This window comes from Enterobacter sp. 118C5 (assembly GCF_034107645.1).
Taxonomy (GTDB): domain Bacteria; phylum Pseudomonadota; class Gammaproteobacteria; order Enterobacterales; family Enterobacteriaceae; genus Enterobacter; species Enterobacter nematophilus.
Genome location: NZ_JAWNEU010000012.1, coordinates 14223 through 38526, shown reverse-complemented (window position 1 = coordinate 38526; position 24304 = coordinate 14223). Strand labels below are relative to the sequence as shown.

22 protein-coding genes are annotated in these 24304 nt (G+C 56.5%); 8 read left to right on the top strand and 14 right to left on the bottom strand.

Features of this window, described 5'->3' with window-relative positions; translation table 11 throughout:
- Window positions 1-5: 5 nt before the first annotated feature.
- Together UTO39_RS17625 and bglX are read right to left on the bottom strand one after the other, a co-directional pair.
- A complete protein-coding gene (locus UTO39_RS17625) occupies window positions 6-923 on the bottom strand; it encodes an ABC transporter substrate-binding protein (protein WP_253542797.1) in 918 nt (305 codons plus the stop codon).
- A 146-nt stretch (window positions 924-1069) separates the two neighbouring features.
- On the bottom strand, window positions 1070-3367 hold the full coding sequence (bglX, locus tag UTO39_RS17620) for a beta-glucosidase BglX (RefSeq protein ID WP_320727692.1): 2298 nt from the start codon (window positions 3365-3367) through the stop codon (window positions 1070-1072).
- Between the two features lie 189 nt (window positions 3368-3556).
- On the opposite strand from bglX, the gene dld reads away from it, so the two are divergent.
- Window positions 3557-5305, top strand: a complete 1749-nt coding sequence (gene dld / locus UTO39_RS17615; RefSeq protein ID WP_320727691.1) for a D-lactate dehydrogenase — start codon at window positions 3557-3559, stop codon at window positions 5303-5305.
- A 112-nt stretch (window positions 5306-5417) separates the two neighbouring features.
- Window positions 5418-5972, top strand: coding sequence for an N-acetyltransferase family protein (locus UTO39_RS17610; protein ID WP_320727690.1), 555 nt, complete (start codon window positions 5418-5420; stop codon window positions 5970-5972).
- A gap of 96 nt (window positions 5973-6068) precedes the next feature.
- On the opposite strand, the gene pbpG is transcribed toward UTO39_RS17610, so the two are convergent.
- Together pbpG and UTO39_RS17600 are read right to left on the bottom strand one after the other, a co-directional pair.
- Window positions 6069-6992: a D-alanyl-D-alanine endopeptidase gene (gene pbpG, locus UTO39_RS17605; protein WP_320727689.1), complete on the bottom strand. Its 924-nt coding sequence runs from the start codon at window positions 6990-6992 to the stop codon at window positions 6069-6071.
- Between the two features lie 167 nt (window positions 6993-7159).
- On the bottom strand, window positions 7160-7747 hold the full coding sequence (locus UTO39_RS17600; RefSeq protein ID WP_061097628.1) for a Yip1 family protein: 588 nt from the start codon (window positions 7745-7747) through the stop codon (window positions 7160-7162).
- A gap of 157 nt (window positions 7748-7904) precedes the next feature.
- Between UTO39_RS17600 and UTO39_RS17595 the strand changes: the two genes are divergently transcribed.
- Window positions 7905-8477, top strand: coding sequence for a DedA family protein (locus tag UTO39_RS17595; protein ID WP_320727688.1), 573 nt, complete (start codon window positions 7905-7907; stop codon window positions 8475-8477).
- 102 nt (window positions 8478-8579) lie between these two features.
- Here UTO39_RS17595 and UTO39_RS17590 read toward each other — a convergent pair whose 3' ends face one another.
- The 3 genes from UTO39_RS17590 to dusC form a co-directional block, all read right to left on the bottom strand.
- Complete coding sequence (locus tag UTO39_RS17590; protein WP_320727687.1) at window positions 8580-9344, bottom strand: SDR family oxidoreductase; 765 nt, start codon at window positions 9342-9344, stop codon at window positions 8580-8582.
- Between the two features lie 50 nt (window positions 9345-9394).
- Window positions 9395-10813, bottom strand: coding sequence for a multidrug resistance outer membrane protein MdtQ (gene mdtQ, locus UTO39_RS17585; RefSeq protein WP_320727686.1), 1419 nt, complete (start codon window positions 10811-10813; stop codon window positions 9395-9397).
- Between the two features lie 153 nt (window positions 10814-10966).
- A complete protein-coding gene (gene dusC, locus UTO39_RS17580) occupies window positions 10967-11899 on the bottom strand; it encodes a tRNA dihydrouridine(16) synthase DusC (RefSeq protein ID WP_320727685.1) in 933 nt (310 codons plus the stop codon).
- 167 nt (window positions 11900-12066) lie between these two features.
- Here dusC and UTO39_RS17575 point away from each other — a divergent pair, with 167 nt between their 5' ends.
- The 4 genes from UTO39_RS17575 to sanA all read left to right on the top strand — a co-directional run bounded on the left by UTO39_RS17575 (window position 12067) and on the right by sanA (window position 15008).
- On the top strand, window positions 12067-12462 hold the full coding sequence (locus UTO39_RS17575; RefSeq protein WP_049008205.1) for a CidA/LrgA family protein: 396 nt from the start codon (window positions 12067-12069) through the stop codon (window positions 12460-12462).
- Complete coding sequence (locus UTO39_RS17570) at window positions 12459-13154, top strand: CidB/LrgB family autolysis modulator (protein WP_041909023.1); 696 nt, start codon at window positions 12459-12461, stop codon at window positions 13152-13154. Before UTO39_RS17575 ends, UTO39_RS17570 begins: the two co-directional genes overlap by 4 nt.
- Before the next feature lie 129 nt (window positions 13155-13283).
- Window positions 13284-14168: a cytidine deaminase gene (gene cdd / locus UTO39_RS17565; protein ID WP_061097621.1), complete on the top strand. Its 885-nt coding sequence runs from the start codon at window positions 13284-13286 to the stop codon at window positions 14166-14168.
- A 126-nt stretch (window positions 14169-14294) separates the two neighbouring features.
- Window positions 14295-15008, top strand: a complete 714-nt coding sequence (gene sanA / locus UTO39_RS17560; RefSeq protein WP_253542804.1) for an outer membrane permeability protein SanA — start codon at window positions 14295-14297, stop codon at window positions 15006-15008.
- 61 nt (window positions 15009-15069) lie between these two features.
- Here the strand turns inward: sanA and mglC are convergent, their stop codons facing one another.
- The 7 genes from mglC to UTO39_RS17525 all read right to left on the bottom strand — a co-directional run bounded on the left by mglC (window position 15070) and on the right by UTO39_RS17525 (window position 23262).
- Window positions 15070-16080, bottom strand: coding sequence for a galactose/methyl galactoside ABC transporter permease MglC (mglC, locus tag UTO39_RS17555; protein ID WP_013097952.1), 1011 nt, complete (start codon window positions 16078-16080; stop codon window positions 15070-15072).
- Between the two features lie 15 nt (window positions 16081-16095).
- Window positions 16096-17616: a galactose/methyl galactoside ABC transporter ATP-binding protein MglA gene (gene mglA, locus UTO39_RS17550; protein WP_266178726.1), complete on the bottom strand. Its 1521-nt coding sequence runs from the start codon at window positions 17614-17616 to the stop codon at window positions 16096-16098.
- 79 nt (window positions 17617-17695) lie between these two features.
- Window positions 17696-18694, bottom strand: a complete 999-nt coding sequence (gene mglB, locus UTO39_RS17545; protein ID WP_008500923.1) for a galactose/glucose ABC transporter substrate-binding protein MglB — start codon at window positions 18692-18694, stop codon at window positions 17696-17698.
- 294 nt (window positions 18695-18988) lie between these two features.
- Window positions 18989-20011: an HTH-type transcriptional regulator GalS gene (gene galS, locus UTO39_RS17540; protein WP_061097619.1), complete on the bottom strand. Its 1023-nt coding sequence runs from the start codon at window positions 20009-20011 to the stop codon at window positions 18989-18991.
- Window positions 20012-20166: 155 nt separating this feature from the next.
- Window positions 20167-21324 (bottom strand): DUF418 domain-containing protein YeiB, encoded by a 1158-nt coding sequence (gene yeiB / locus UTO39_RS17535; RefSeq protein WP_320727684.1) that lies wholly within the window; start codon window positions 21322-21324, stop codon window positions 20167-20169.
- An 18-nt stretch (window positions 21325-21342) separates the two neighbouring features.
- Entirely contained in the window at window positions 21343-22011 is a 669-nt protein-coding gene (gene folE / locus UTO39_RS17530; RefSeq protein ID WP_023330924.1) for a GTP cyclohydrolase I FolE, read from the bottom strand.
- A gap of 102 nt (window positions 22012-22113) precedes the next feature.
- Complete coding sequence (locus UTO39_RS17525; protein ID WP_320727683.1) at window positions 22114-23262, bottom strand: YbfB/YjiJ family MFS transporter; 1149 nt, start codon at window positions 23260-23262, stop codon at window positions 22114-22116.
- 138 nt (window positions 23263-23400) lie between these two features.
- On the opposite strand from UTO39_RS17525, the gene fghA reads away from it, so the two are divergent.
- Window positions 23401-24228, top strand: a complete 828-nt coding sequence (gene fghA / locus UTO39_RS17520; protein ID WP_320727682.1) for an S-formylglutathione hydrolase — start codon at window positions 23401-23403, stop codon at window positions 24226-24228.
- Window positions 24229-24304 lie beyond the last annotated feature (76 nt).

The following is a 24304-nucleotide window of genomic DNA, read 5'->3' as shown; positions in this document are numbered from 1 at the left end:
TCCCGTTACTTCACAAGCCCTTGTTGTTTCAGGAAGTCGGCGGCCACTTTTTTGGCATCCAGTCCCTCGACGGCAATGCTGGCATTCAGCTGTTGCAGCGTTTTTTCATCCAGCTTTTCGAAGACCGGCTTGAGCCATTGCGCAATATCCGGGTAGGCTTTCAGCACCGCCTCACGCACAACCGGGGTTGGAGCGTAAATCGGCTGAACGCCTTTGGGATCGGTCAGGGTTTGCAGGCCCAGCGCCGCGACCGGGCCGTCGGTGCCGTAGGCCATCGCCGCGTTAACGCCGGAAGTTTGCTGCGCCGCCGCCTTGATGGTTACCGCCGTATCACCGCCCGCCAGCGAGAGCAGCTGCGCCTGGTCGAGCTTGAAGTCGTACGCTTTTTCGAACGCCGGGAGCGCATCAGGGCGCTCGATAAACTCCGCGGATGCCGCGAGCTTGAAGTCGCCCTTCTCTTTCAGGTAGCGGCTAAGATCCGCAAGCGAGGTAAGCTTCCCTTTCTCCGCCACGTCCTTACGCACGGCGATAGTCCAGGTATTGTTGGCCGGGGCCGGTGTCAGCCAGACCAGCTTGTTCTGTTCCGCGTCGAGCTTTTTGACTTTTTCATAGCCAGCTTTGGCGTTTTTCCATGCCGGATCGTTCTCTTCTTTAAAGAAGAACGCGCCGTTGCCGGTGTATTCCGGGTAGATATCCAGCTCGCCGGAGGTAATCGCGCCGCGCACGACGGGCGTGGTGCCCAGCTGAACTTTATTGACGGTTTTCACGCCGTGGCTTTCCAGCACCTGGAGAATAATATTCCCGAGCAGCGCGCCCTCGGTATCGATCTTTGAGCCCACTTTTACCGGCTCCGCCGCCTGTAGCGGCAGGCTTAGCGCCGCGAATAGCGCCGCAGAAACTACCATCCCCGATTTAATCGTCATTCCACTATCCTCATTTTTTTGCTGCCTTTTTCAGAGGCTTGAGAGAAAAGCGTAGCTTAAAACGGCGGATTTACCCGGCAAAATGCCTTTTTAGCATAAGGTAAGACGCATCCCCCGGTGGACGGGGGATGCAAAGGAGGGAAAGGTTACAGCAGCTCGAACTCGCCTTTATTCACACGGGCGGAATCCACCCCGATAAAGACGTTAAACTTGCCCGGTTCCGCATCATATTTCATCTGCTGGTTCCAGAACTTCAGCGCATCCACGTCAATCGGGAAGCTGATGGTTTTGGTTTCGCCAGGCTTAAGGTTGACCTTCTCAAAGCCGCGCAGCTGCTTCACAGGACGACTCATCGAGGCAGTCACATCCTGCACGTACATCTGAATCACCGTTGCCCCTTCGCGCTTGCCGGTGTTGGTCACCTCGACGCTGGCGGTAACCTTGCCGTCACGCTTCAGGCTCGGCGCCGACATTTTCACCTCAGAGACCTTGAAGGTGGTGTAGCTCAGGCCGTAACCAAACGGATACAGCGGGCCGTTAGCTTCGTCGAAGTAACGAGACGTGTACTTGTTCGGCTTGTCGGCATTGTACGGGCGGCCGGTGTTCAGGTGGCTATAGTACACCGGGATCTGCCCGACGGAGCGCGGGAAGGACATCGGCAGCTTGCCAGAAGGGTTGTAATCACCAAACAATACGTCGGCGATGGCATTACCGCCTTCGGTACCGGCGAACCAGGTTTCCAGAATGGCGTCAGCCTGCTGGTCCTCTTTCACCAGCGCCAGCGGACGACCGTTCATCAGCACCAGCACCAGCGGCTTGCCGGTCGCCTTCAGGGCGGCGATCAGATCGCGCTGGCTCTGCGGGATGGTGATGTCGGTACGGCTGGAGGCTTCGTGCGCCATACCCTGCGCTTCCCCCACGACCGCGACAACGACGTCAGACTGCTTCGCCGCGTTGACCGCTTCGTCGATCATCTCCTTCGGCGTGCGCGGATCGACCTTCACCGCTTCCTCGTACTGGTTGAGGAACGTGACGATGTCTTTGTCGTCGGTGACGTTCGCCCCTTTGGCGTACACCACTTTGGCATTTTCACCGACGGCGCTCTTGATGCCGGTCAGGACGGTGACGGACTGATCGGCCACGCCCGCAGCAGACCAGCTCCCCATCACGTCGCGCTTGCTGTCAGCCAGCGGGCCGACTACAGCAATGGTGCCGGATTTTTTCAGCGGCAGCGTGTCGAGGCGGTTCTTCAGCAGCACCAGGCTTTCGCGCGCCACTTCACGCGCCTCTTTGCGGTGCAGGCGGCTTTCGGCGTTGGTGTCCGCCGGGTCAGAGTCTTTCGGCCCCAGGTGGCTGTACGGATCGTTAAACAGCCCCATGTCATATTTCACGTTCAGCACGTGGCGCGCGGCATCGTCCAGCTCCGCCATCGTTACCTTGCCGCTCTTCACCAGCCCCGGCAGGTATTTGCTGTAGTACTCGTCGCTCATGCTCATGTTGATGCCGGACTTGAGGGCCACGCGCACCGCGTCTTCCGGGTCGGAGGCGGTGCCGTGTTTGATCAGCTCTTTAATCGCGCCGTGGTCGGAAACGGTGATGCCCTTAAAGCCCCACTGGTCACGCAGGACGTCTTTCAGTAGCCAGGAATCGGAGGTCGCAGGCGTGCCGTTCAGCGAGTTCAGCGCCACCATCACCGCGCCGCTGCCCGCGTCCAGCCCTGCCTTGTACGGCGGCATGTAGTCGTTAAACAGGCGCTGCGGGCTCATGTCGACGGTGTTGTACTCTTTACCGCCCTCAACGGCACCATAGGCCGCGAAGTGTTTGACGCTGGTCATCACCGAGTAGCGGTCCGCCGGGCTCTTGCCCTGCATCGCTTCCACCATGGTTTTGCCCATCGTGGCGGTTAAAAAGGTATCTTCACCGAAGCCTTCCGAGGCGCGGCCCCAGCGCGGATCGCGCGAGACGTCGACCATTGGTGCCCAGGTCATGTTCAGGCCGTCGTCCGCCGCTTCATAGGCCGACACGCGACCGACGGTTTTCACCGCGTCGAGGTTAAACGAGGAGGCCAGGCCGAGGCTAATCGGGAAGACGGTACGCTGGCCGTGCACCACGTCATAGGCGAAGAACAGCGGGATTTTCAGACGGCTGAGTTCCATCACCTGATCCTGCATTTTACGGATATCCTGACGGGTGACGGTGTTAAAAATCGCGCCCACCTGGTTCTCTTTGATCATCTCACGGATGGCCTCTTTCGGGTTATCCGGGCCGACGCTGATCAGACGCAGCTGGCCGATTTTTTCATCGACCGTCATCTTCTTAAGCAACTCCGTGACGAACGCGTCGCGGGCTTCAGGCGTGAGCGGGTGATTACCAAACAAATCCTCTGCCAGCGCAGGTTGCAGCGCCAGGCTGACGGCGACACCTACAGAACATAGCCATTTCATGTTGTTATTCTCTCTCATCAATAACCGTGGGAAGCACCCGGCCAGACCGTGCGAAAAGCGCAGTGTGCCACAAACCCTCTGAACGTTGCAGGGTTATTCTCTGATTTTTCTCGTGAATACTCGACCGCTGAACAGTTAATCGCGCTATGCTTTACAGCGAGAAATTTGCCCCACCACAAGGAGTGGAAGATGACTTCTGTTCGAACTGACGATAACAATACTTTTATTAACGAACTGTCGCGCCTGGTTGGCTCCTCTCACCTGCTTACCGACCCGGCCAAAACCGCCCGCTACCGTAAGGGTTTCCGCTCCGGCCAGGGCGACGCGCTGGCGGTGGTCTTCCCCGGCACGCTGCTGGAGCTGTGGCGCGTGCTGAGCGCCTGCGTTGCCGCCGACAAGATTATTTTAATGCAGGCGGCCAACACCGGCCTGACCGAAGGCTCTACGCCGAACGGCAACGATTACGATCGCGATATCGTGATTATCAGTACCCTGCGCCTCGACAAGCTGCACCTGCTGGACAAAGGCGAGCAGGTGCTCGCGTTCCCGGGCACCACGCTCTACTCGCTGGAAAAAGCGCTTAAGCCGCTGGGCCGCGAGCCGCACTCGGTGATCGGCTCCTCCTGCATTGGCGCCTCGGTGGTCGGTGGGATCTGCAATAACTCCGGCGGCTCGCTGGTACAGCGCGGCCCGGCCTACACCGAAATGTCGCTTTTTGCCCGCATTGATGAAAACGGCAAGCTGACGCTGGTGAACCACCTGGGCATCGATCTGGGCGTAACGCCGGAACAGATCCTCAGCAAGCTCGACGACGACCGCGTGCGGGACGAAGACGTGCAGCACGACGGTCGCCACGCCCATGACCATGATTACATCACCCGCGTGCGCGATATCGAGGCCGATACCCCGGCGCGCTACAACGCCGACCCGGATCGCCTGTTTGAATCTTCCGGCTGCGCGGGCAAGCTGGCCGTTTTTGCGGTGCGTCTCGACACCTTCCCGGCGGAGAAAAAGCAGCAGGTATTTTACATCGGCAGCAATCAGCCTGAGGTTCTGACCGAAATTCGTCGCCATATTCTCGGCGAATTCACCCACCTGCCGGTGGCGGGCGAGTACATGCATCGGGATATTTACGACATCGCTGAGCGCTACGGGAAAGACACCTTCCTGATGATCGACAAGCTCGGCACCGACAAAATGCCGTTCTTCTTCACCATGAAGGGCCGCACCGACGCGATGCTGGAGAAAGTGCCGCTGTTCAAGCCCCACTTTACCGACCGCTTTATGCAGAAGCTGGGCAACGTTTTCCCGGCGCACCTGCCGGAGCGAATGAGAACCTGGCGCGATAGGTACGAACATCACCTGCTGCTGAAAATGGCCGGGGACGGAATCGCCGAAGCGCAGAGCTGGCTGACAGAGTTCTTCAAAACGGCTGAGGGTGATTTCTTTGTCTGCACGCCGGAAGAAGGGAGCAAAGCCTTCCTGCACCGCTTCGCCGCAGCGGGTGCTGCTATCCGCTATCAGGCGGTACATTCCGAAGAGGTGGAGGATATTCTGGCGCTGGATATCGCCCTGCGACGCAACGACACCGAATGGTTTGAGCATCTGCCGCCGGAAATCGACAGCAAGCTGGTGCACAAGCTCTACTACGGCCACTTTATGTGCTACGTCTTCCATCAGGACTACATCGTCAAAAAAGGGGTAGATGCACACGAACTGAAGGAGCAGATGCTCGCCCTGCTGCGCGAGCGTGGCGCACAATATCCTGCGGAACACAACGTCGGGCATCTTTATAAAGCTCCTGACGCTCTTAAGCAGTTTTATCGCGAGAATGACCCTACAAACAGCATGAACCCCGGCATAGGGAAAACAACGCGGAAGAAATACTGGCAAGAAAGTGCGGACGCGGAGCAGCACATCACGCAAGCGTCTGATTAAACCCTACAGCCAAATTTGAGAGATTGTTTAGCGCGCCTTAATCGTAATAGAGTAGCGGTCTGTCGCCGGAGAAACGTTTCTCCGGCATTCGCTAACGAGGAGCAGGCGCGTCATGTCGGCTGTTGATGTTTTATCCGAAACCGAACTGGAAGTGCGCGACGCCCTTCCCGATGATGTGCATGCCATCGCCGCCATCTATGCCTGGCATGTGCTTCACGGACGCGCGTCGTTCGAAGAAGTTCCCCCCACCATCGACGAAATGCGTCAGCGCATGAAAAGCGTGGCCGAGAACGGTTTACCGTGGCTCATCGCGCTCTATCGCGGCATCGTCGTGGGTTACTGCTACGCCACCCCTTACCGACCGCGACAGGCCTATCGCTATACACTGGAAGAGTCGATTTACGTGGATGCCAGCATCACCGGACGCGGTTTTGGCTCAACGTTGCTAAGCGCGCTAATCGCACGCTGCGAGCAGGGCCCGTGGCGGCAGATGATTGCCGTTGTGGGAGATGGCAATAATAATTCCGGCTCGTTACGGCTGCATAAAAAACACGGCTTCGAGATTGTCGGTCAGCTTCGCAGCGTGGGATATAAGAAAGGCGACTGGCGGGATACGGTGATTATGCAGCGCCCGCTCAACGACGGGGACTGGACGCTGCCGGAATAAACGCAGTGCGGTCTGGTTCCCTCACCCCGGCCCGCTCCCACAGGGAGAGGGAGAAAACATAAAAAACGGTAACATGCGTTACCGTTTTGCTTTTACCTAATCGTTCTGCGCCGTCGCCATCTGCTCCGCTTTCTGCTTTTTATAGGTCAATGCCGCGGCCGGAACGGGCTGCACTTTCCCGGTCTCAATCCAGCTCCGCAGGCGGCTCGCATCCGCGAAGTGGGTATATTTCCCGAAGGCATCCATCACCACCAGCGCCACCGGCTTGCCGTTAAACACGGTGCGCATCACCAGGCAGTGGCCTGCCGCATTGGTAAACCCGGTTTTGGTTAACTGAATATTCCAGTTCTCGCGGTACACCAGATGGTTTGTGTTGCGAAACGGCAGCGTGTACGACGGATTCGAGAATGTCGCCATGTCTTCACGGGTGGTGCTGAGCTGGCCGAGCAGCGGGTACTGCTTGCTGGCAATCAGCAGTTTCGTCAGATCGCGAGCCGTGGAGACGTTGTTAATCGACAGACCCGTCGGTTCAACAAAATGAGTATTGCTCATCCCCAGCGCTTTGGCTTTAGCGTTCATCGCGCGGATAAAGGCATCGTAACCGCCAGGATAGTGGTGCGCCAGGCTTGCCGCCGCGCGGTTTTCGGAAGACATCAGCGCCAGCAGCAGCATATTTTTACGGCTGATTTCACTGTTCAGGCGCACGCGAGAGTAGATCCCTTTCATCTCCGGCGTGTGGCTGATATCCACTTTCAGCTTTTCGTCCAGCGGCAGGCGAGCATCAAGCACCACCATCGCGGTCATTAATTTGGTTATGGAGGCGATCGGGCGCACCAGGTCCGGGTGGCTGGCGTAAATCACCTTATTGGTGTTGAGATCAACAATCATCGCGCTGCCGGACGCAATTTGCGGCTGGGCAGCAGCGGTGGTCACCGCGGGCGTTTTGGCGACGGCTGGCACGGCAGCGGACGCGCCCAGCAGCATAGCCAGGCTAAGTAAAGAGACTCGAAATTTCAGCATGGTGAGACTTCTGATAATTATTCACGCACGTAATGACGTACACCGCCTGTGTCAACGGATAAACACAGGCTGGCTTCGGCATCATAGCGGTCACCGTGCTTTGTCGCCAGCGGATAATCGTGAACAGATGCTGCATTGCTGGCATTTACGCCAGCAATGCAGTGAGCTTAGAAGAGACGGTATCCATAACCCCAAAGAATAACCGTCAGTGCCAGTAACACCTCCAGTACCAGCACCCCGATGGCAAGCGTGGATCCGGAGAAGCTCAGGCCCTCTTCTTTATTGATATTGAGGAAGGTAGGAACGCCCAGATACAGCAGATAACCGGTGTAAAAGAGCGCAACAGTACCGATCAGCGCGCACAGCCAGACCAGTGGATAGAGCGCAACAATACCGCTTAAGAACAGCGGGGTCGCGACGTATCCGGCAAAGACCATACAGTGTGCCAGCGATGGGCGCTGTGGGTAGTTACGCGCCATCCAGTGAATGACGCGCCCCATGACCGCTACCCCTGCCAGCATCAGGCCATAGAAGAGAACGGCCAGATAAAGCCCGGTAAACCATGAGAGCTGAACCACGGTACCGTCGCCGAAGTTCCAGCCGATTTGTGTTGTGCCAATAAACGCGCATATTACCGGCACCGCGGCCATCAGCAGCACATGGTGGGTGTAATGATGCGAGACCGTTTCGTTCTCACTTTTGATGACATGCATTTCACGATCGGGATGGGAGAAAAGTCCCCAGACATGGTTCATAGCGCCCCCTTGTTGTCGGCCCGTCAGCGATACCTTAAGTATAATGCAGGCTTTAGATTATTTTATGTACAGTGGGAAATTTCCGTTGATTGCCGCGCGGTTGATTCATGAGGTATATGATTAAACGAGGTACGCAGAGGGAGATAACCGTTACGTAATGGATATTAACGCACTCATTGAACAATATGGATATGCCGCGCTGGTCATCGGCAGCGTGGCGGAAGGTGAAACCATCACGCTGCTGGGCGGCGTCGCCGCGCATCAGGGCTTACTGAAATTTCCGCTGGTCGTCGCTGCGGTCGCGCTGGGCGGCATGATTGGCGATCAGCTGCTCTATTTCCTGGGGCTGCGCTTTGGCCCGACGCTGCTCAAGCGTTTCGCTAAACACAAAAAGAAAATCAACCGCGCGCAGCGCCTGATCCAGCGCCATCCTTATCTGTTTGTCATAGGCACCCGCTTTATGTACGGCTTTAGAATTATCGGGCCGATACTGATTGGTGCCAGTCGACTGCCTCCGAAAATTTTCCTGCCGCTGAATATTCTTGGCGCGATAGCCTGGGCGCTGATCTTCACGACGCTCGGTTACATGGGCGGCGAGGTGATTGGCCCGTGGCTGCATAATCTTGACCAGCACCTGAAGCACTGGGCGTGGTTGATTCTGGTGGTTGTGGCGGTGATCGGAGTCAGGCTGTGGATGCGGCACAGAGAGAAGAAGCGGGATGAGGAATGAGTGCGGTCTACTACCCCTCACCCTAACCCTCTCCCTGAGGGAGAGGGAACTAGATACACCCTCTCCCCTTTGGGGAGAGGGCCGGGGTGAGGGGTAAAACACTTACCCCTCCGGCTTAAACTGCGGGTTCGCCAGCATAAAGCCCCCGTCGACGATAAACGATTGCCCTGTGGTATAGCTGGCGTCGCTGTCACACAGCCACGCCACCAGGCTGGCGATTTCTTTGGTGTGGCCCGGCCTTGCCAGCGGGATTTCCGGCATTGACCCTTCCTTCACTTCGCTGTCGTCCATATCGTTCATCGGCGTGGCAATGGCCCCCGGCGCGACGGCATTCACCAGAATCTTGTGCTTCACCAGCTCCATCGCCATCGATTTGGTTAAGCCGCCGAGCGCATGTTTCGCGGACGTGTAGGCGCTGGCATCAGGCAGCGGCGTGTGCTCATGCACTGAAGTGATATTCACAATCCGCCCCCCTTCCCCCTGCTTCACCATCTGTCGTGCCGCAATCTGCGAGCAGAGAAACGCGCCGTCCACGTCGACGGTAAAAATGTTCCGCCAGTCGTCAAACGCCATCTCAAGGAATGGCGCTTTGGTCATCGCTCCGGCATTGTTAACCAGCACGTCCAGCCGGCCGAAGCGCGCAATCAGCGTTTCAATAGCTTCAGCGCCGTCCGGGAGCGTGCTTAAATCAAGATGGATAGCCTCTGCGCGCTGCCCACGCGCTTCAACTTCACGGCAGGTTTCCAGCGCCCCTTTTTCATCCGAATGCCAGGTGACGCCAATATCAAACCCGCGCTCTGCCAGCATCAGCGCCGTGGTTTTACCAATCCCGGAATCCGATGCGGTTACAATCGCTACTCTGGTCATACTCACCTCCTGAAAAACTACAAAGAGGTAAGTATAGATAATGGCCCTTTTTAGCCATGACGATAGCCGCCGCCCAGCGCTGAAGTCAGCTGCAGCGTGGCGTCGAGATACTGGCCTTTCAGCATCACGCCTTCAAGATGTTCTTCAAGCTCCGGTATTTTGGCTTCGCTGACCCGCGAGCCCGCAATGATACCTGCGCTAAAACGCGCCTGCGCCAGCGCCACCACGCGCGACGCGTCTTTTTCGACCTGCTGCTGGTGACGATTTTTTGCCGTCAGGGTTTCAACTTCACTTGCCGTACGCGCCACCTGATTGACCGCCTCCACCACCGCTTTGTTGTAGTTCGCGACCGAGAGATTATTCTGCGCCTGGGCGATATCCAGACTAGCGTTCAGCCTGCCGCTGTCGAAGATCGGCAGCGTCAGTCCGGCGGTCACGCCCATCTGCTGGGCTGAAGAGCGGAACAGATCGCTCAGGTGCAGGGCATCCTGCTGTAAGAACGCCATCAGGTTCACGTCAGGATAGAACGCCGCTCTGGCGGCTTCCACCTCGCTCATGGAGGCTTCGATATACCAGTGCGCTTCCTGCAGATCCGGACGGCGAGCCAGCAGTTCATATCCCAGCGTTGCGGGTAATGAGGCTTCTGCGTCAGGCAACGGGTGGCGCGTAAGATGTGCTGTCGGGGTGCCGGTCAGCGCCTCCAGACGCGCTTCAATGGCCTTCATTTTGCCCTTTACGTCGGCCAGCTGTTCATCAGTCTTGCTGGCGTGGATATCGGTTTCGACGCCCTCTACCGAGGAGGTAATACCGTGCTGATAAAGTTCGCGATCGGCGTCGATAATATTTTCCTGTTCCTGCTTAATCCGGGTAAGGACATCCCCTGCTTCGGCCTGGGTCTGCCACGCCCAGTAAAGGCGCGCAACGCTGGTTGAAAGCAGCTGGCGGGTCTGCTCCAGCTCCGCTTTTTGCGCATTCACCTTACCGATACGCGCTGCAATCCGGGCGCGATTTTTTCCCCACAGATCGAGATCCCAGCCCGCCGTCAGGCCAAAGGTGCCGTTGGTATACCATGGGCCGGTGGTACCCGCCGCCGGGTCGGTCAGGGCAAATGGCCCCATCAGCCCCTCTGCCGACATTTTTTGCCGTTCAACATCCGCAGAAAAATCCATTTGAGGGCCATCGGCTGCGATAGCGGCTCTGGCCTGCGCTTCGGCAAGCGTAATGCGCTGCCGGGCAATTTGCATATCGGGAGCATCCGCTATGGCTTTGGCAATAAGCGAATTTAACTGCGGGTCGTTATATTCTTTCCACCATTCATTTTTCGGCCAGTCCGCATGACGAAGTTGGGTATTAACGGACGCGGCTGTCGTTTGCGTTTGAATTGGCGACACCGTGGAATGTTCCGGTGCGCAGGCTGCCAGCATAAAAACAAGGGGAGCACTCAGAGATAAAATAAGAAAACGTTTCATTACGCCATGTACTCAGAAAAAATAAAGGCGCAACTTACGCTTGATGGCGTTCCATTTTTTAGTAACGCGTGGCAATCCGCAAATTGTCATACACTTACATAATCGGCAAAATATTCACCGAGTGAATTATTTATATTTAAATATAAATACTAATTATTTTGACTGTATAACCCGCGCAATATCAGCCGACGTTTGCAGCGTGCGGATCTCCTGAAATAACCCCAGCGCTTCGCTGTACTCTTTGCGTAAATAGCTCAGCCACTGTTTAATTCGCGCGACGTGATACAAACCGGTATCGCCCTGCTTTTCCAGACGGCTGTATTTTTGCAGCAGCGTGACAACGTCTGCCCACGGCATCCGCGGTTCGTTATATTTCACTACACGGCTGAGGTTCGGCACGTTCAGCGCGCCGCGACCGATCATCACCGCATCGCAGCCGGTGGCTTTCAGGCACGCCTGCGCGCTCTCGTAATCCCAGATTTCACCGTTGGCGATCACCGGAATGGTGAGTCGTTTGCGGATCTCACCAATCGCCTGCCAGTTAATGCGCTCGGCTTTGTAGCCGTCTTCTTTAGTGCGGCCATGCACCACCAGCTCGGTGGCCCCGGCCTGCTGCACCGCATCGGCAATTTCAAACTGTCGGGCGTCGCTGTCCCACCCCAGGCGCACCTTAACCGTCACCGGCAAATGCGAGGGCACGGCCTCACGCATGGCTTTCGCGCCGCGGTAAATCAACTCAGGATCTTTCAGCAACGTCGCCCCGCCGCCGCTGCCGTTCACCAGCTTCGACGGGCAGCCGCAGTTGAGATCGACGCCGTAAGAGCCCAGCTCAACCGCGCGGGCGGCGTTTTCCGCCAGCCATTCAGGGTACTGGCCGAGCAGCTGAATTCGTACCAGCGTGCCGGAAGAGGTCCGGCTCTGGTTGTGCAGCTCGGGGCACAGACGGAAGAAGGATTTTACCGGCAACAACATATCGACCACGCGCAAAAACTCCGTCACGCAGAGATCGTAATCGTTCACCTCGGTAAGCAGCTCGCGCACGAGAGAGTCGAGCACGCCTTCCATTGGGGCCAGTAAAACTCGCATAACAGTACCTGTGAAAAAAGACGCGCTATAGTATCTGCTCTGTTTGTGTGTGGAAAGCCCGACGTTCCATTCCGGAATGTCTGGTATGCTCAAAATTCATGATGTGATCCATGGCACATTTTCAGGTTTAATTGTATGATGAATGCGTTTCATCAAGGACTTTCACCATGAGCAAATCATTGAACATTATCTGGCAATATCTGCGCGCATTCGTCCTGATTTACGCCTGCCTGTATGCCGGCATTTTCATCGCGTCGCTGCTGCCTATCACCATTCCCGGCAGCATTATCGGTATGCTGATCCTCTTTGTTTTACTGGCGCTGCAAATTCTGCCTGCAAAGTGGGTCAACCCTGGCTGCTTCGTCCTTATCCGCTACATGGCGCTGCTGTTCGTGCCTATCGGCGTGGGAGTCATGCAGTATTTTGATTTGCTCAAGGCCCAGTTCGGCCCGATTGTCGTTTCCTGTGCGGTCAGCACGCTGGTGGTTTTCCTGGTGGTGAGCTGGAGTTCTCATCTGGTACATGGCGAACGTAAAGTGGTCGGGGAGAAAACAAAAAAATGATGGCTAATATCTGGTGGTCACTGCCGTTAACCCTGCTGGTATTCTTTGCCGCGCGCAAGCTTGCCGCACGGTTTAAAATGCCCTTGCTGAACCCCCTGCTGGTGGCGATGGTGGTGATTATTCCCTTCCTGCTGCTCACCGGCATTCCTTATGAGCGCTATTTTGCGGGCAGCAAAATTTTAAACGACCTGCTGCAGCCTGCCGTTGTAGCGCTTGCCTTTCCTTTATATGAGCAGCTGCACCAGATCCGCGCCCGCTGGAAGTCCATCATTACCATCTGTTTTGTGGGAAGCCTGGTGGCGATGATCACCGGCACGTCGGTGGCGCTGCTGATGGGGGCCTCCCCGCAAATTGCCGCCTCTATCCTGCCTAAATCAGTGACCACGCCTATCGCGATGGCGGTAGGCGGCAGCCTCGGCGGTATTCCGGCCATCAGCGCGATGTGCGTGATTTTCGTCGGCATTCTCGGCGCGGTGTTTGGCCACACCCTGCTGAACGGGATGCGTATTCACACCAAAGCGGCGCGCGGGCTGTCGATGGGCACCGCCTCGCACGCGCTGGGTACCGCCCGCTGTGCGGAGCTGGACTATCAGGAAGGGGCATTTAGCTCGCTGGCGCTGGTGATCTGCGGGATTATCACCTCCCTGCTCGCCCCGTTCATTTTTCCGCTGATTCTGGCGGTGATGGGCTAAAATTTGCGATGCGTCGCGCAAATTTCATTTTGATTTCATAAGTTGCATACATAATGAGAAGTGGATCACATATAAAGCCCTGGCGGCTCCGTAAACTACCGATCCATTAACCTTTATGAGGCAAACGCCATGCACCCACGTTTTCAAGCTGCCTTCGCTCAGCTTGCAGAGAATTTGCAGTCAGCCCTGGCTCCCGTTCTGGCCGATGCACATTTCCCCGCCCTGCTGACGGCGGAGCAGGTCACGGTGCTGAAACAGGCAACGGGGCTGGATGAAGACGCGCTGGCTTTCGCACTGCTGCCCCTGGCTGCCGCCTGCGCCCGGGCCGATCTTTCCCACTTCAACGTCGGCGCCATTGCCCGCGGCGTCAGCGGAACCTGGTACTTCGGCGGGAACATGGAGTTCCTCGGCGCAACCATGCAGCAGACCGTTCATGCCGAGCAGAGCGCCATCAGCCACGCCTGGCTGCGCGGTGAGAAAGCCCTGAGCGCCATCACAGTAAACTACACCCCCTGCGGCCACTGCCGCCAGTTTATGAACGAGCTGAACAGCGGGCTGCAGCTGCGCATCAACCTGCCGGGCCGCGCGCCGCACACGCTGGGGGATTACCTGCCTGACGCCTTCGGCCCGAAAGATCTTGAGATCAAAACGCTGCTGATGGACGAGCAGGATCACGGTTTCGCCCCGTCCGGCGATGACCTGAGCGAAGCGGCCATTCGCGCGGCGAACAAGAGCCATACGCCGTACAGCAAGTCCCCGAGCGGCGTGGCGCTGCAGTGCCGCGATGGCCGAATCTTTACCGGCAGCTATGCGGAAAACGCCGCGTTTAACCCAACGCTGCCGCCGCTGCAGGGCGCGCTCAACCTGCTGAGCCTGAACGGCTACGATTATCCGGACATTCAGCGCGCCATTCTGGCAGAAAAAGCCGATGCGCCACTGATTCAGTGGGATGCCACCGCCGCGACGCTCAAGGCGTTAGGCTGCACGACGATCGACCGCGTCCTGCTGGCGTAAACCTTATGGCGGACAGAAATGTCCGCCACGTTGCTGAAAAACCCCTCAGTTGAGTCGCTGTTTCTTGCGCTAACCAGGCGGGTAAAGTAGCCTGAGTTAAATTTCATCCACGAACGAGCCATCTCCATGTTAAAGCGCGTTTTTTACAGCCTGTCTGTCCTGGTCGGCATACTGCTGTTTATCGTGCTGGGTCTTGACCGCTGGATGAGCTGGAAAACCGCCCCCTACATCTTTGATGACCTGCAGGACCTGCCCTATCGCCAGGTGGGCGTGGTGCTCGGCACCGCCAAGTATTACCGCACCGGGGTGATCAACCAGTATTACCGCTACCGCATTCAGGGCGCGCTGAACGCCTACAACAGCGGCAAGGTGAACTACCTGCTGCTAAGCGGCGATAACGCCCTGCAAAGCTATAACGAGCCGGTGACGATGCGGAAAGATTTGATTGCCGCAGGCGTCGATCCGGCCGACATCGTGCTCGACTACGCGGGTTTCCGCACCCTGGACTCCATCGTGCGCACGCGTAAAGTCTTCGACACCAACGACTTCATCATCATCACCCAGCGCTTCCACTGCGAGCGCGCGCTGTTTATTGCGCTGCATATGGGCATTCAGGCGCAGTGCTACGCCGTGCCGTCGCCAAAAGATATGCTGAGCGTGCGCGTGCGCGAGTTTGGTGCGCGTTTTGGCGCCCTGGCAGACCTCTACATTTTCAAACGTGAACCGCGCTTCCTCGGTCCTCTGGTCCCGATCCCGGCGATGCATGAAGTGCCGGAAAACGCGCAGGGTTACCCGGCGGTGACGCCAGAGCAGCTGCTTGAGTTGCAGAAAAAGCGATAACCCCACGGCGAAGGCAGGCATAAAAAAACCCGCATCGCCGCGGGTTTTTTCATTGTTGCGCTTATTTCTTACGCGCGTACTTCAGTGAATCCAGGGCCACCGCGAAGATAATGATCGCGCCCTTGATGATGTACTGCCAGTACGGGTTCACGCCGATGTAGGTCAAACCGTAGTTGATGACGGTAAAGATGATCACACCGGTGACCACGCCGAGCACGGTACCCACGCCGCCGCTGAAGGAGACGCCGCCGACCACGCAGGCCGCAATCGCATCCAGCTCGTACATGAAGCCAAGGTTGTTGGTTGCGGAGCCGATACGGCCAGCTTCCAGCATCCCGCCGAAGGCGTAGAACACACCGGACAGCGCGTAAATCATCAGCAGGTTCAGGGCAACGTTTACCCCGGACACTTTCGCCGCTTCCGGGTTACCGCCGATAGCGAAGATATTTTTACCGAAGCGCGTTTTGTTCCACAGGATCCAGACGAAGGCCACCGCAATCAGCGCATAGAAGGTGATGTACGACAGGCGGAAGCTGCCCAGCGCGATAAACCCTTGCGTAAAGGTGGAGAAGCCGCTGTCAAAGCCCGATATCGGCGACGCGCCTACAAAGTCGTAGTACAGGGAGTTGATACCGTAAACGATGATCATCGTACCCAGCGTGGTGATAAATGGCGTCACGTTGAGGTAAGCGATGATAATACCGTTGATCAGGCCAATCACCGCCCCGATGGCGCAGACAATCAGGATCACCACGAAAATCGGCATGGTCGCCATTTCCGGGAACACCTTGTTGGCGTTTTCCATCGACTGCAGCAGGGTTGCCGCAATTACCGCCGCCAGGCCGACCTGACGACCGGCAGAAAGGTCTGTCCCCTGGGTGACGATAAGCCCCGCCACGCCCAGCGCAATGATGATACGCACGGAGGACTGGGTCAGAATGTTACTCAGGTTCAGCAGGCTTAAGAACGTAGGGTCCTGGAAAATAATAATGGCCAGCAGGACTAAAAGAACAACGTAAATACCGCCTTCTTTCAGGTAAGTGAGAAAACTTTTTTTATTTAACGCACTCATGAGGAGCCCCTGATCTTAAAGGTGCAAAGACGCAAGACGCAAAATTTCGTTTTGCGTTGTCGTTTTGGTGTCAACAATACCGGCAACGAGACCATTGCTCATAACCAGAATACGGTCCGTGATCCCTAACAGTTCCGGCATTTCGGAAGAAATAATAATGATCCCTTTATTCTTTTTCGCCAGCTCGGCAATCAGCTGATAAATTTCAAACTTCGCGCCGACGTCAATACCGCGGGTCGGTTCATCCAGCATCAGAATTTCTGGCTGGGTTAATAACCAACGGCCAATAATAACTTTCTGCTGGTTACCGCCGGAAAGCGAACCAATTTGGGTACGGTGGCCAGGCGTTTTCACGCGCATGGAGTCAATTACCCATTGGGTGTCGCTCTTCATGCGGGAATTATCCAGCAGCCCGACTTTGTTTTTGTAGTTACGAATATTAGAGATTAACGAGTTAAAGTTAATATCCAGATAAGCATAAATACCGGTCGAACGACGTTCTTCCGTCACCAGCGCAAAACCGTTATTAATGGCTTCGTTGGCATTATGGTTGTTAATTTTCTTCCCGTGCAGCGTGATGGTACCTTCGGCTTTCTCGCGGATGCCAAACAGGGTTTCCACGATGTCGGTACGCTTTGCCCCTACCAGGCCAGCAATGCCAAGAATTTCGCCTTTGTGAAGGTCGAAAGAAACATCGCGGATGGACGGCTGACGCAGCGAGGTCAGATTGCGCACTTCCAGGATCACTTCGCCCGGCTTGTTCTCTTTGTCCGGGAAGCGCTGGTTCAGGGAACGGCCAACCATCATGGCGATGATTTTGTCCATGTCCAGCCCTTCCAGCGGCTGCGTGGCAATCCACTGGCCGTCGCGCAGGATGGTAATTTCATCGCACAGCTGGAAAATCTCTTCCATTTTGTGCGAGATGTACACAATGCCGCAGCCGCGCTCTTTCAGCTTACGAATAATGGTAAAAAGGTGGTTAACCTCTTTTTCTGTTAATGACGAGGTGGGTTCGTCCATGATGACGATTTTCGCGTCATAGGAGAACGCTTTGGCAATTTCGATCATCTGCATTTGAGAGACGGATAATGTCCCCACGCGGGCGCGCGGGTCGATATCAATATCCAGCTCATCGAAAATCGCCTTGGTGTCGCGATACATTTTATCCTGATCGACAAACACACCTTTGGTTGGGTAACGTCCCAACCACATGTTATCCATTACCGAGCGTTGCAGTACCAGGTTTAATTCCTGGTGAACCATCGAGATACCGTTTTCCAGCGCTTCTTTCGCTGAATGGAAATCGATCTCTTTCCCCTGAAAAAGAATGCTGCCAGAATCTTTTTGATAGATCCCAAAAAGACATTTTAATAATGTTGATTTACCCGCACCGTTCTCCCCCATTAATGCATGAATAGAGTGAGGACGGACTTTTAAATTAACATTATCGAGTGCCTTAACACCGGGGAAGGACTTGTTGACGCCTGTCATTTCCAACAAGTATTCACCGGACGACTGAGTAGTTGTGCTGACCATAATTATACCTTGTTGGCCTCGCATATCGCGTTATAAAAGGGCGCAACGAATTGCGCCCAGTGAAGACAAAACAAAGATCTTATTTACCGATAAACTCAGCCAGGTTGGACTGGTCTACGCCCACGTAAGGCACGCGAACGATTTTGTTGTCAATTTTCCAATTGGTGCCATCTGCCGCGCCTTTACCGTCGGCGAGGTTTTTCGCCAGATCGAAGGTCGCTTTCGCCTGGTTGTTGGCATCGTTCAGAACGGTACCGGCCATCGCGCCAGATTTAACCAGCGCCAGCGCTTCAGGCAGAGCATCCACGCCAAATACCGGGATGGACGATTTATTGTGGGCTTTCAGCGCTTCAACCGCGCCCATTGCCATCGCATCGTTGTTAGCAATGACCACTTCGATTTTGTTCGCGTTCGGGCCAGACAGCCACGCGTCCATCTTATCTTTCGCCTGAGCGGTGTCCCACATCGCGGTATCTAACGCCAGCTGCTGGGTTTTCAGGCCCTTGTCGTTCAGCTCTTTAATAACATAGGTGGTACGCGCTTCAGCATCCGGGTGGCCAGGCTCGCCTTTCAGCAGCACGAACTGGATCTGACCGTCTTTGTTCAGGTCCCAGTTCGGGTTCGCCGCCCAGTGTTTCGCGATCAGATCGCCCTGAATAATGCCGGACTCTTTAGAATCAGTACCGACGTAATACGCTTTGTCATAGCTGTCCAGCGCTTTACGGGAAGGTTCTTTGTTGAAGAAGACGATTGGCACGTTCTGGCCACGCGCTTTCTCAATAACCGTGCCTGCTGCAGCCGGGTCAACCAGGTTGATTGCCAGGGCCTTAACGCCTTTTGCCAGCAGAACGTCGATCTGGTCGTTCTGTTTGGACTGGTCGTTCTGGGAGTCGTTCATCAGCAGCTGTACGTCTGGCGCTGCTTTCGCATCTTTCTCAATTGCTTTACGCACAACAGACATGAAGTTGTCGTCGTATTTATAGATGGTCACACCAATACGGGTATCCGCAGCGTGCGCTGCTGCACCAAAAAGCATGCTTGCCATTACAGCAGACAGGGTCAACACCTTCTTATTCATGGTATCTCCGGTTTTTTTATGCAGGGTAGTTCTTGTGAATAACGATCGGCAGGCAGGTGTTAATAAAACGTTACTGACAGCCGACGCTCACTTATAAAATTTCTATCTTCCGTGGTCGGTAACGCTCCAGAAATGCGTTTTATTCGTTGTTTGCGGCACATTGGCTATAGTGAAAGCGAATAATCACCGTTACATAGCGTTTCAGCCCCTAAAACGCTGACATCATAGTCAGCGCCTTGTTAAGATACTGTGAATTTACTCACAGATTGAAAACGGTTACATCACCTGATGTAATCAGTTAGTGATCGGAACCACAATTTGCCGGGCGGCAACGGAATGACGACGCACCAGCGTCGGCATGAAGCAGTGCGTGGCCCCTGGATCCAGCAGCCCTGCCGCCCCCTGTAGCGCCAGCTCGGTCGCCAGTTTTGCCATAGAAGCAATGGGATAGCGCACCGTGGTAAGCTGCGGGTCGGTGTAACGGGCAATCGGAATATCATCGAAACCAATCAATGACAAATGCTGTGGCACCGCAATGCCGTTATCCTTCAGCGCAGTCAGCGCGCCCGCGGCCATGCTGTCGTTATAGGCAAACACCGCAGAAAGCTGCAGGTTGCGGCCCAGCAGTTCCACCATTGCCGCCTCACCGCCCTGCATGTCCGGCGTTCCGGTGCCGATCCAGCTTTCTGATGGCGTAATGCCGTGCTCTTTCAGGGCGTTTTGCCACCCCTCACGGCGCAACGCGTCATCTTCAATTTGATGGCTGGAGGCCAGATAGCCAATCCGCTGATGGCCGTTATTAATGAGCATTTTGGTGGCCATCATGGCGCCGCTGACGTTATCCAGCCCGACGCAGCGGTGGGCATAGCCCGGGACGATGCGGTTGATTAGCACCATGCCCGGGATCTGCTCCATAAACCCGGCCAGCTCTTCATCGCTTAAGGCTTTTGAGTGGACAATCAGGGCGTTGCAGCGCTGGCGGATCAGCACTTCAATGGCATAGCGCTCCTTTTCCGCCTCGTGATAGCTGTTGCCAATCAGCACGTATTTCTGGTGCTGCTGGGCGACCACATCGACCGCTTTCACCAGCGCACCGAAAAAGGCGTCCGAGACATCCATCACCACCACGCCGATGGTATCGCTGACCTGCGTTGCAAGCGCCTGCGCGTTGGCATTTGGCCGGTACCCTAGCTGGGTCACGGCTTTCATTACGGTTTCACGGGTTTCAGGGCTAACCAGCGCGCTGTTGTTCAGCACGCGGGAGACGGTGGCCACAGAAACGCCCGCCAGACGGGCGACGTCACGAATGGTGATCATATTCACCATCCTTCAAAGAATTGCAGCAACTCACAGACACCCCCTGTGTTTAGCAAGGTGGCTATTTTGGCAGCGAGAGAAAGGGGACTACGTGAAGAAGGTCACACTCATGAAAACGCTTACATCCGTTTTGTTAATGATTGTGATCCAGATCGTTATCTGGATGTATTACTCAATGATACCCCTGAAGCATGTGCGGTTAACTGACGCCACGCCCACTCCAGCGGTCCCTGGCGGAAATAACGCAGCCAGATGACAGAAAACGCCAGGTTTACTACCCAGACCGGAATAACAAACGCCAGCAGCCCGAGGCGGTCGAATTTCATAAACAGGCCAAAGCGATAGAAAAGCGTGGTGCAGATCAGCGTTTGCAGGAGGTAATTGCTTAACGCCATCCGCCCGACGCAGGCAACGGCGCTGACGATCCACAGACGAGAAAGCTGCGGCCAGAAGCCATAGATCAGCGCCGCATAGCCGATGGTCTGGAACGGCGCGCTCAATTCACGCGGCGCCTGCAGCAGAAACGCGCACCAGCGGTAATCCCAGTGAAGGTGCCACTGCGCAATCACCGCCGGAAGGTTAATCAGCACGCCCAGCAGAACCAGCCCCGCGCCGGTGCGGCGGTAGTGCCGCAGGCTGAATTCCGCTTTCAGCCAGCCGGTGCGCATCAGCGACGCGCCCATCAGCATCATGCCCGCCAGCTGCCAGCCGTATTGCGCGCCCAGCGCAAGGAGGTTATCCCCCAGCATATCCGTACGGTTGCTTATCGCTTCCATACCGCCCTTCAGCTTCCAGTACTGCTCGTACTGCAGGTTAGCGGCATCCGGGATCCAGGAACGGTTAGTCGCATCACCGGAGATCAGCCCCAGTAAAAGCAGGACGCCGAGCCCCATGAGATAGAGCATCACGCCGGTGTTAAACAGGCTTTTCACGCTGTGCGCGTCGCGAATCAGCCGCCAGCAGATCAGCCCGACTAACCCATAAGCGAGAAGAATATCACCGTCCCAGAAGAACAGGCCGTGGATGAACCCGAGGATGACCAACAGCGTTAAGCGCGACTGGATCCAGCGCGTGCCGCGTTTGAGCAGAAGCTGCAGGCCCGCGCCAAACAGCAGCGCAAACAGCGTGAGGAATTTAACCTGGGCAAACAGGTCAAGGATCGCCCACGTCCAGGCATCGCTACGGGTGATGTCGCCGTACCAGGCGGGATTGAGATAAGCGGCCTTCGGCAGACCGAAGGCGCTGATATTCAGCAGCAGGATACCCAGTATGGCGACGCCGCGAACAAAATCGAGCGTGACGTTTCGCTCCATGGTCCCTGCCCTGTCTGATTAGTTGTGGTGACGCACGGCGCGCAGGAACTCCTGGCGGGTGTTCTGGCTTGATTTAAACAGGCCGCCCAGCGAGGTGGTGGTGGTCGCGCTGGTTGCATCACGCACGCCGCGCGCTTTCACGCAGTAGTGCACCGCGTCGATGGAAACCGCCACGTTATTGGTGCCCAGCAGCGTTTGCAGCGCGATCAGGATCTGCTGCGTCAGACGCTCCTGCACCTGAGGGCGCTGCGCGAAGAACTGCACAATGCGGTTGATCTTCGACAGGCCAATCACCGTGTCTTTCGGGATATACGCCACGGTCGCTTTACCGTCGATGGTCACGAAATGGTGCTCGCAGGTGCTGGTCAGCGTAATGTCACGGACCGTCACCATCTCATCCACCTTCATCTTGTTTTCGATGACGGTAATTTTCGGGAAGTTGGCGTAATCCAGTCCGGAGAAAATTTCGTCAACGTACATTTTCGCGATACGCTTGGGCGTCTCCATCAGGCTGTCATCGCTCAGATCGAGATTCAGCAGTTGCATGATCTCGGTCATATGCCCGGAAATCAGACTTTTACGGGTTTCATTGTCCATATCCTGAACGGGCGGACGCAGTGGCGTTTCAAGACCGCGCGCGAGCAGGGCTTCGTGGACCAGGGCAGCTTCTTTACTGAGTGATGACATTTTGTTCTCCTGCAGGTGTGGCGTCTTTTGCCCTCGTTGTGGCAAAAGTATGCGCTCATTGTGCGTGAGGCGACGCACATAATCCAGTATTCACGACGATAATTATTGCAATTGCTGTTGCCTTTCAGCGTGGCGATTCCAGACCAGGGCACCCGCGACAAACAGCGCAACGCCAGCCAGCCCCAGCGCAGGCTCCAGCCGGTGGGTTAGCCAGGTTGATAACGCCGAGGTCACCGGCCCCACCAATTGCCCGATGGCATACCCGGTGGTGAGCAGCCCCGCCATATAGCGCGTATGGTTCGGTGCCAGCTCGCGGCCGTATAAAAGAGAGAGCTGCACCGCACAGAGGAACCCGCCGCCCACCAGCAGCCCGCCCGTCAGCAAGCCGCCAATACCCGGCAGCAGCCAGGCCGCCAGCACGCCCGCGCCCTGTAACCACAGCACGATGGCCAGCCTGCGGTTAGCCGTTGAGGTGTGGCGCAAAAGAATGCTGAGCGCAATGCCCACCACGGCGGCGGCACCAAAAATCGGCCAGACAAACTGGGCAAACAGGCTGCCGGGAAAGCGCACCGCCGCCATTTGCGACAGGAAGGTCGCCGGAAGGATATAGCCAAATCCCGCCAGGCTGTAGCTCCAGACCAGGCGCTTTAAATCCGTCGTCAGCACCAGCGGCTCTGGCGCGGTGCCGTGTCGATGAAGCTGCCCGGAACGCGGCAGATAGCGCGCCACCAGTGCAACCAGTACCAGCGCCAGCACGCCGTAGATTTGCCACGCCGCACCGGCCGAAAGGGATTTCGCCTGAATATAGACCGCGAGCAGGCCGCTCAGGGCGATACCTGCCCCTGGTCCGGCAAACACGGCGGCACTGAGCCCCGGTTTACCCAGCTGCCCCAGCCGCTCGTTGCTCCAGGCGGCAATCAGCACCATTGACCAGCCGCTCATGCAGCCAATCACAAAGCGCAGCAGGCCGTGCACGACGGCGTTATCCGCCGCGGCGGAGAGCAGGGTCAACGCAACCGCACCCGTGATGCCGAGCCAGAGTCGCGTTTCAACAAAGCGGTGCGCCCGCATGGCATCCCATGCGCCCACCAGATAGCCCAGATAATTCATCGCCGCCACCAGACCCGCGCTGGTGAGCGTGAGTTGCCCGGCGGCAATCATCAGCGGCACCTGAGGCGTGAAGGCGAAGCGCCCTATCCCCATCGCGACCACCAGAACGACAAACCCACTAAGCGCAATACGCAGCGCCATGACCGCTCCAATTGTTAAAGAAAAGTAAATTTATGATGCAGCATCTCGCGGTTCCGCGAAAGTGAAAGTTGCTCACAGGTAAATGAAAACGCTGTATTATGGCTCTAATGAATAGCTATTCTCATTAAGGAGCCCTGCATGGAACTGCTCGAAGAGCACCGTTGTTTTGAAGGTCGACAGCAGCGCTGGCGGCACGACTCCACCACGCTGAACTGCGCCATGACGTTCAGCATTTTCCTGCCGCCGACGGAAAATCCGCCGGTTCTGTTCTGGCTTTCAGGCCTGACGTGTAACGACGAAAACTTCACTACCAAAGCGGGCGCGCAGCGCATTGCGGCCGAACTGGGCATTGCGCTGGTAATGCCCGACACCAGCCCGCGCGGCGATGATGTGGCGGACGATGCCGGGTACGATTTAGGTAAAGGCGCCGGATTTTATCTCAACGCCACCGAACAGCCGTGGGCGAGCCATTACCGCATGTATGACTACATTCGCGACGAGCTGCCTGCGCTAATAAAGACCGAATTTGCGGTGAGCGACCGCTGCGCCATCAGCGGGCACTCCATGGGCGGACACGGGGCGCTTATCATGGCGCTGAAAAACCCGGGGAAATACACCAGCGTCTCTGCGTTCGCGCCGATTGTGAACCCAACGCAGGTGCCGTGGGGGCAAAAAGCTTTCACAAACTATCTCGGTAAAGATGCCGAGAAATGGCAGGAATGGGACAGCTGCGCGCTGATGCTGGCAAGCGATTCGGCGAGCGCGATCCCGATGCTTATCGATCAGGGCGATGCGGATCAGTTCCTCGCCGGACAGCTACAGCCTGCGGTGTTGGCTGAGGCGGCACGCCAGAAGGACTGGCCGCTGACGCTGCGCATTCAGCCGGGATACGATCACAGCTATTACTTTATGGCGTCCTTTATCGAGGATCATCTCCGCTTCCATGCGGAGCATTTGTTTAGGTAAGTGCGCGTCATTGCCGGGTGGCGGCTTCGCCTTACCCGGCCTGCGTTCGCGGGTTTTGGATGCCCGGTAAGCGAAG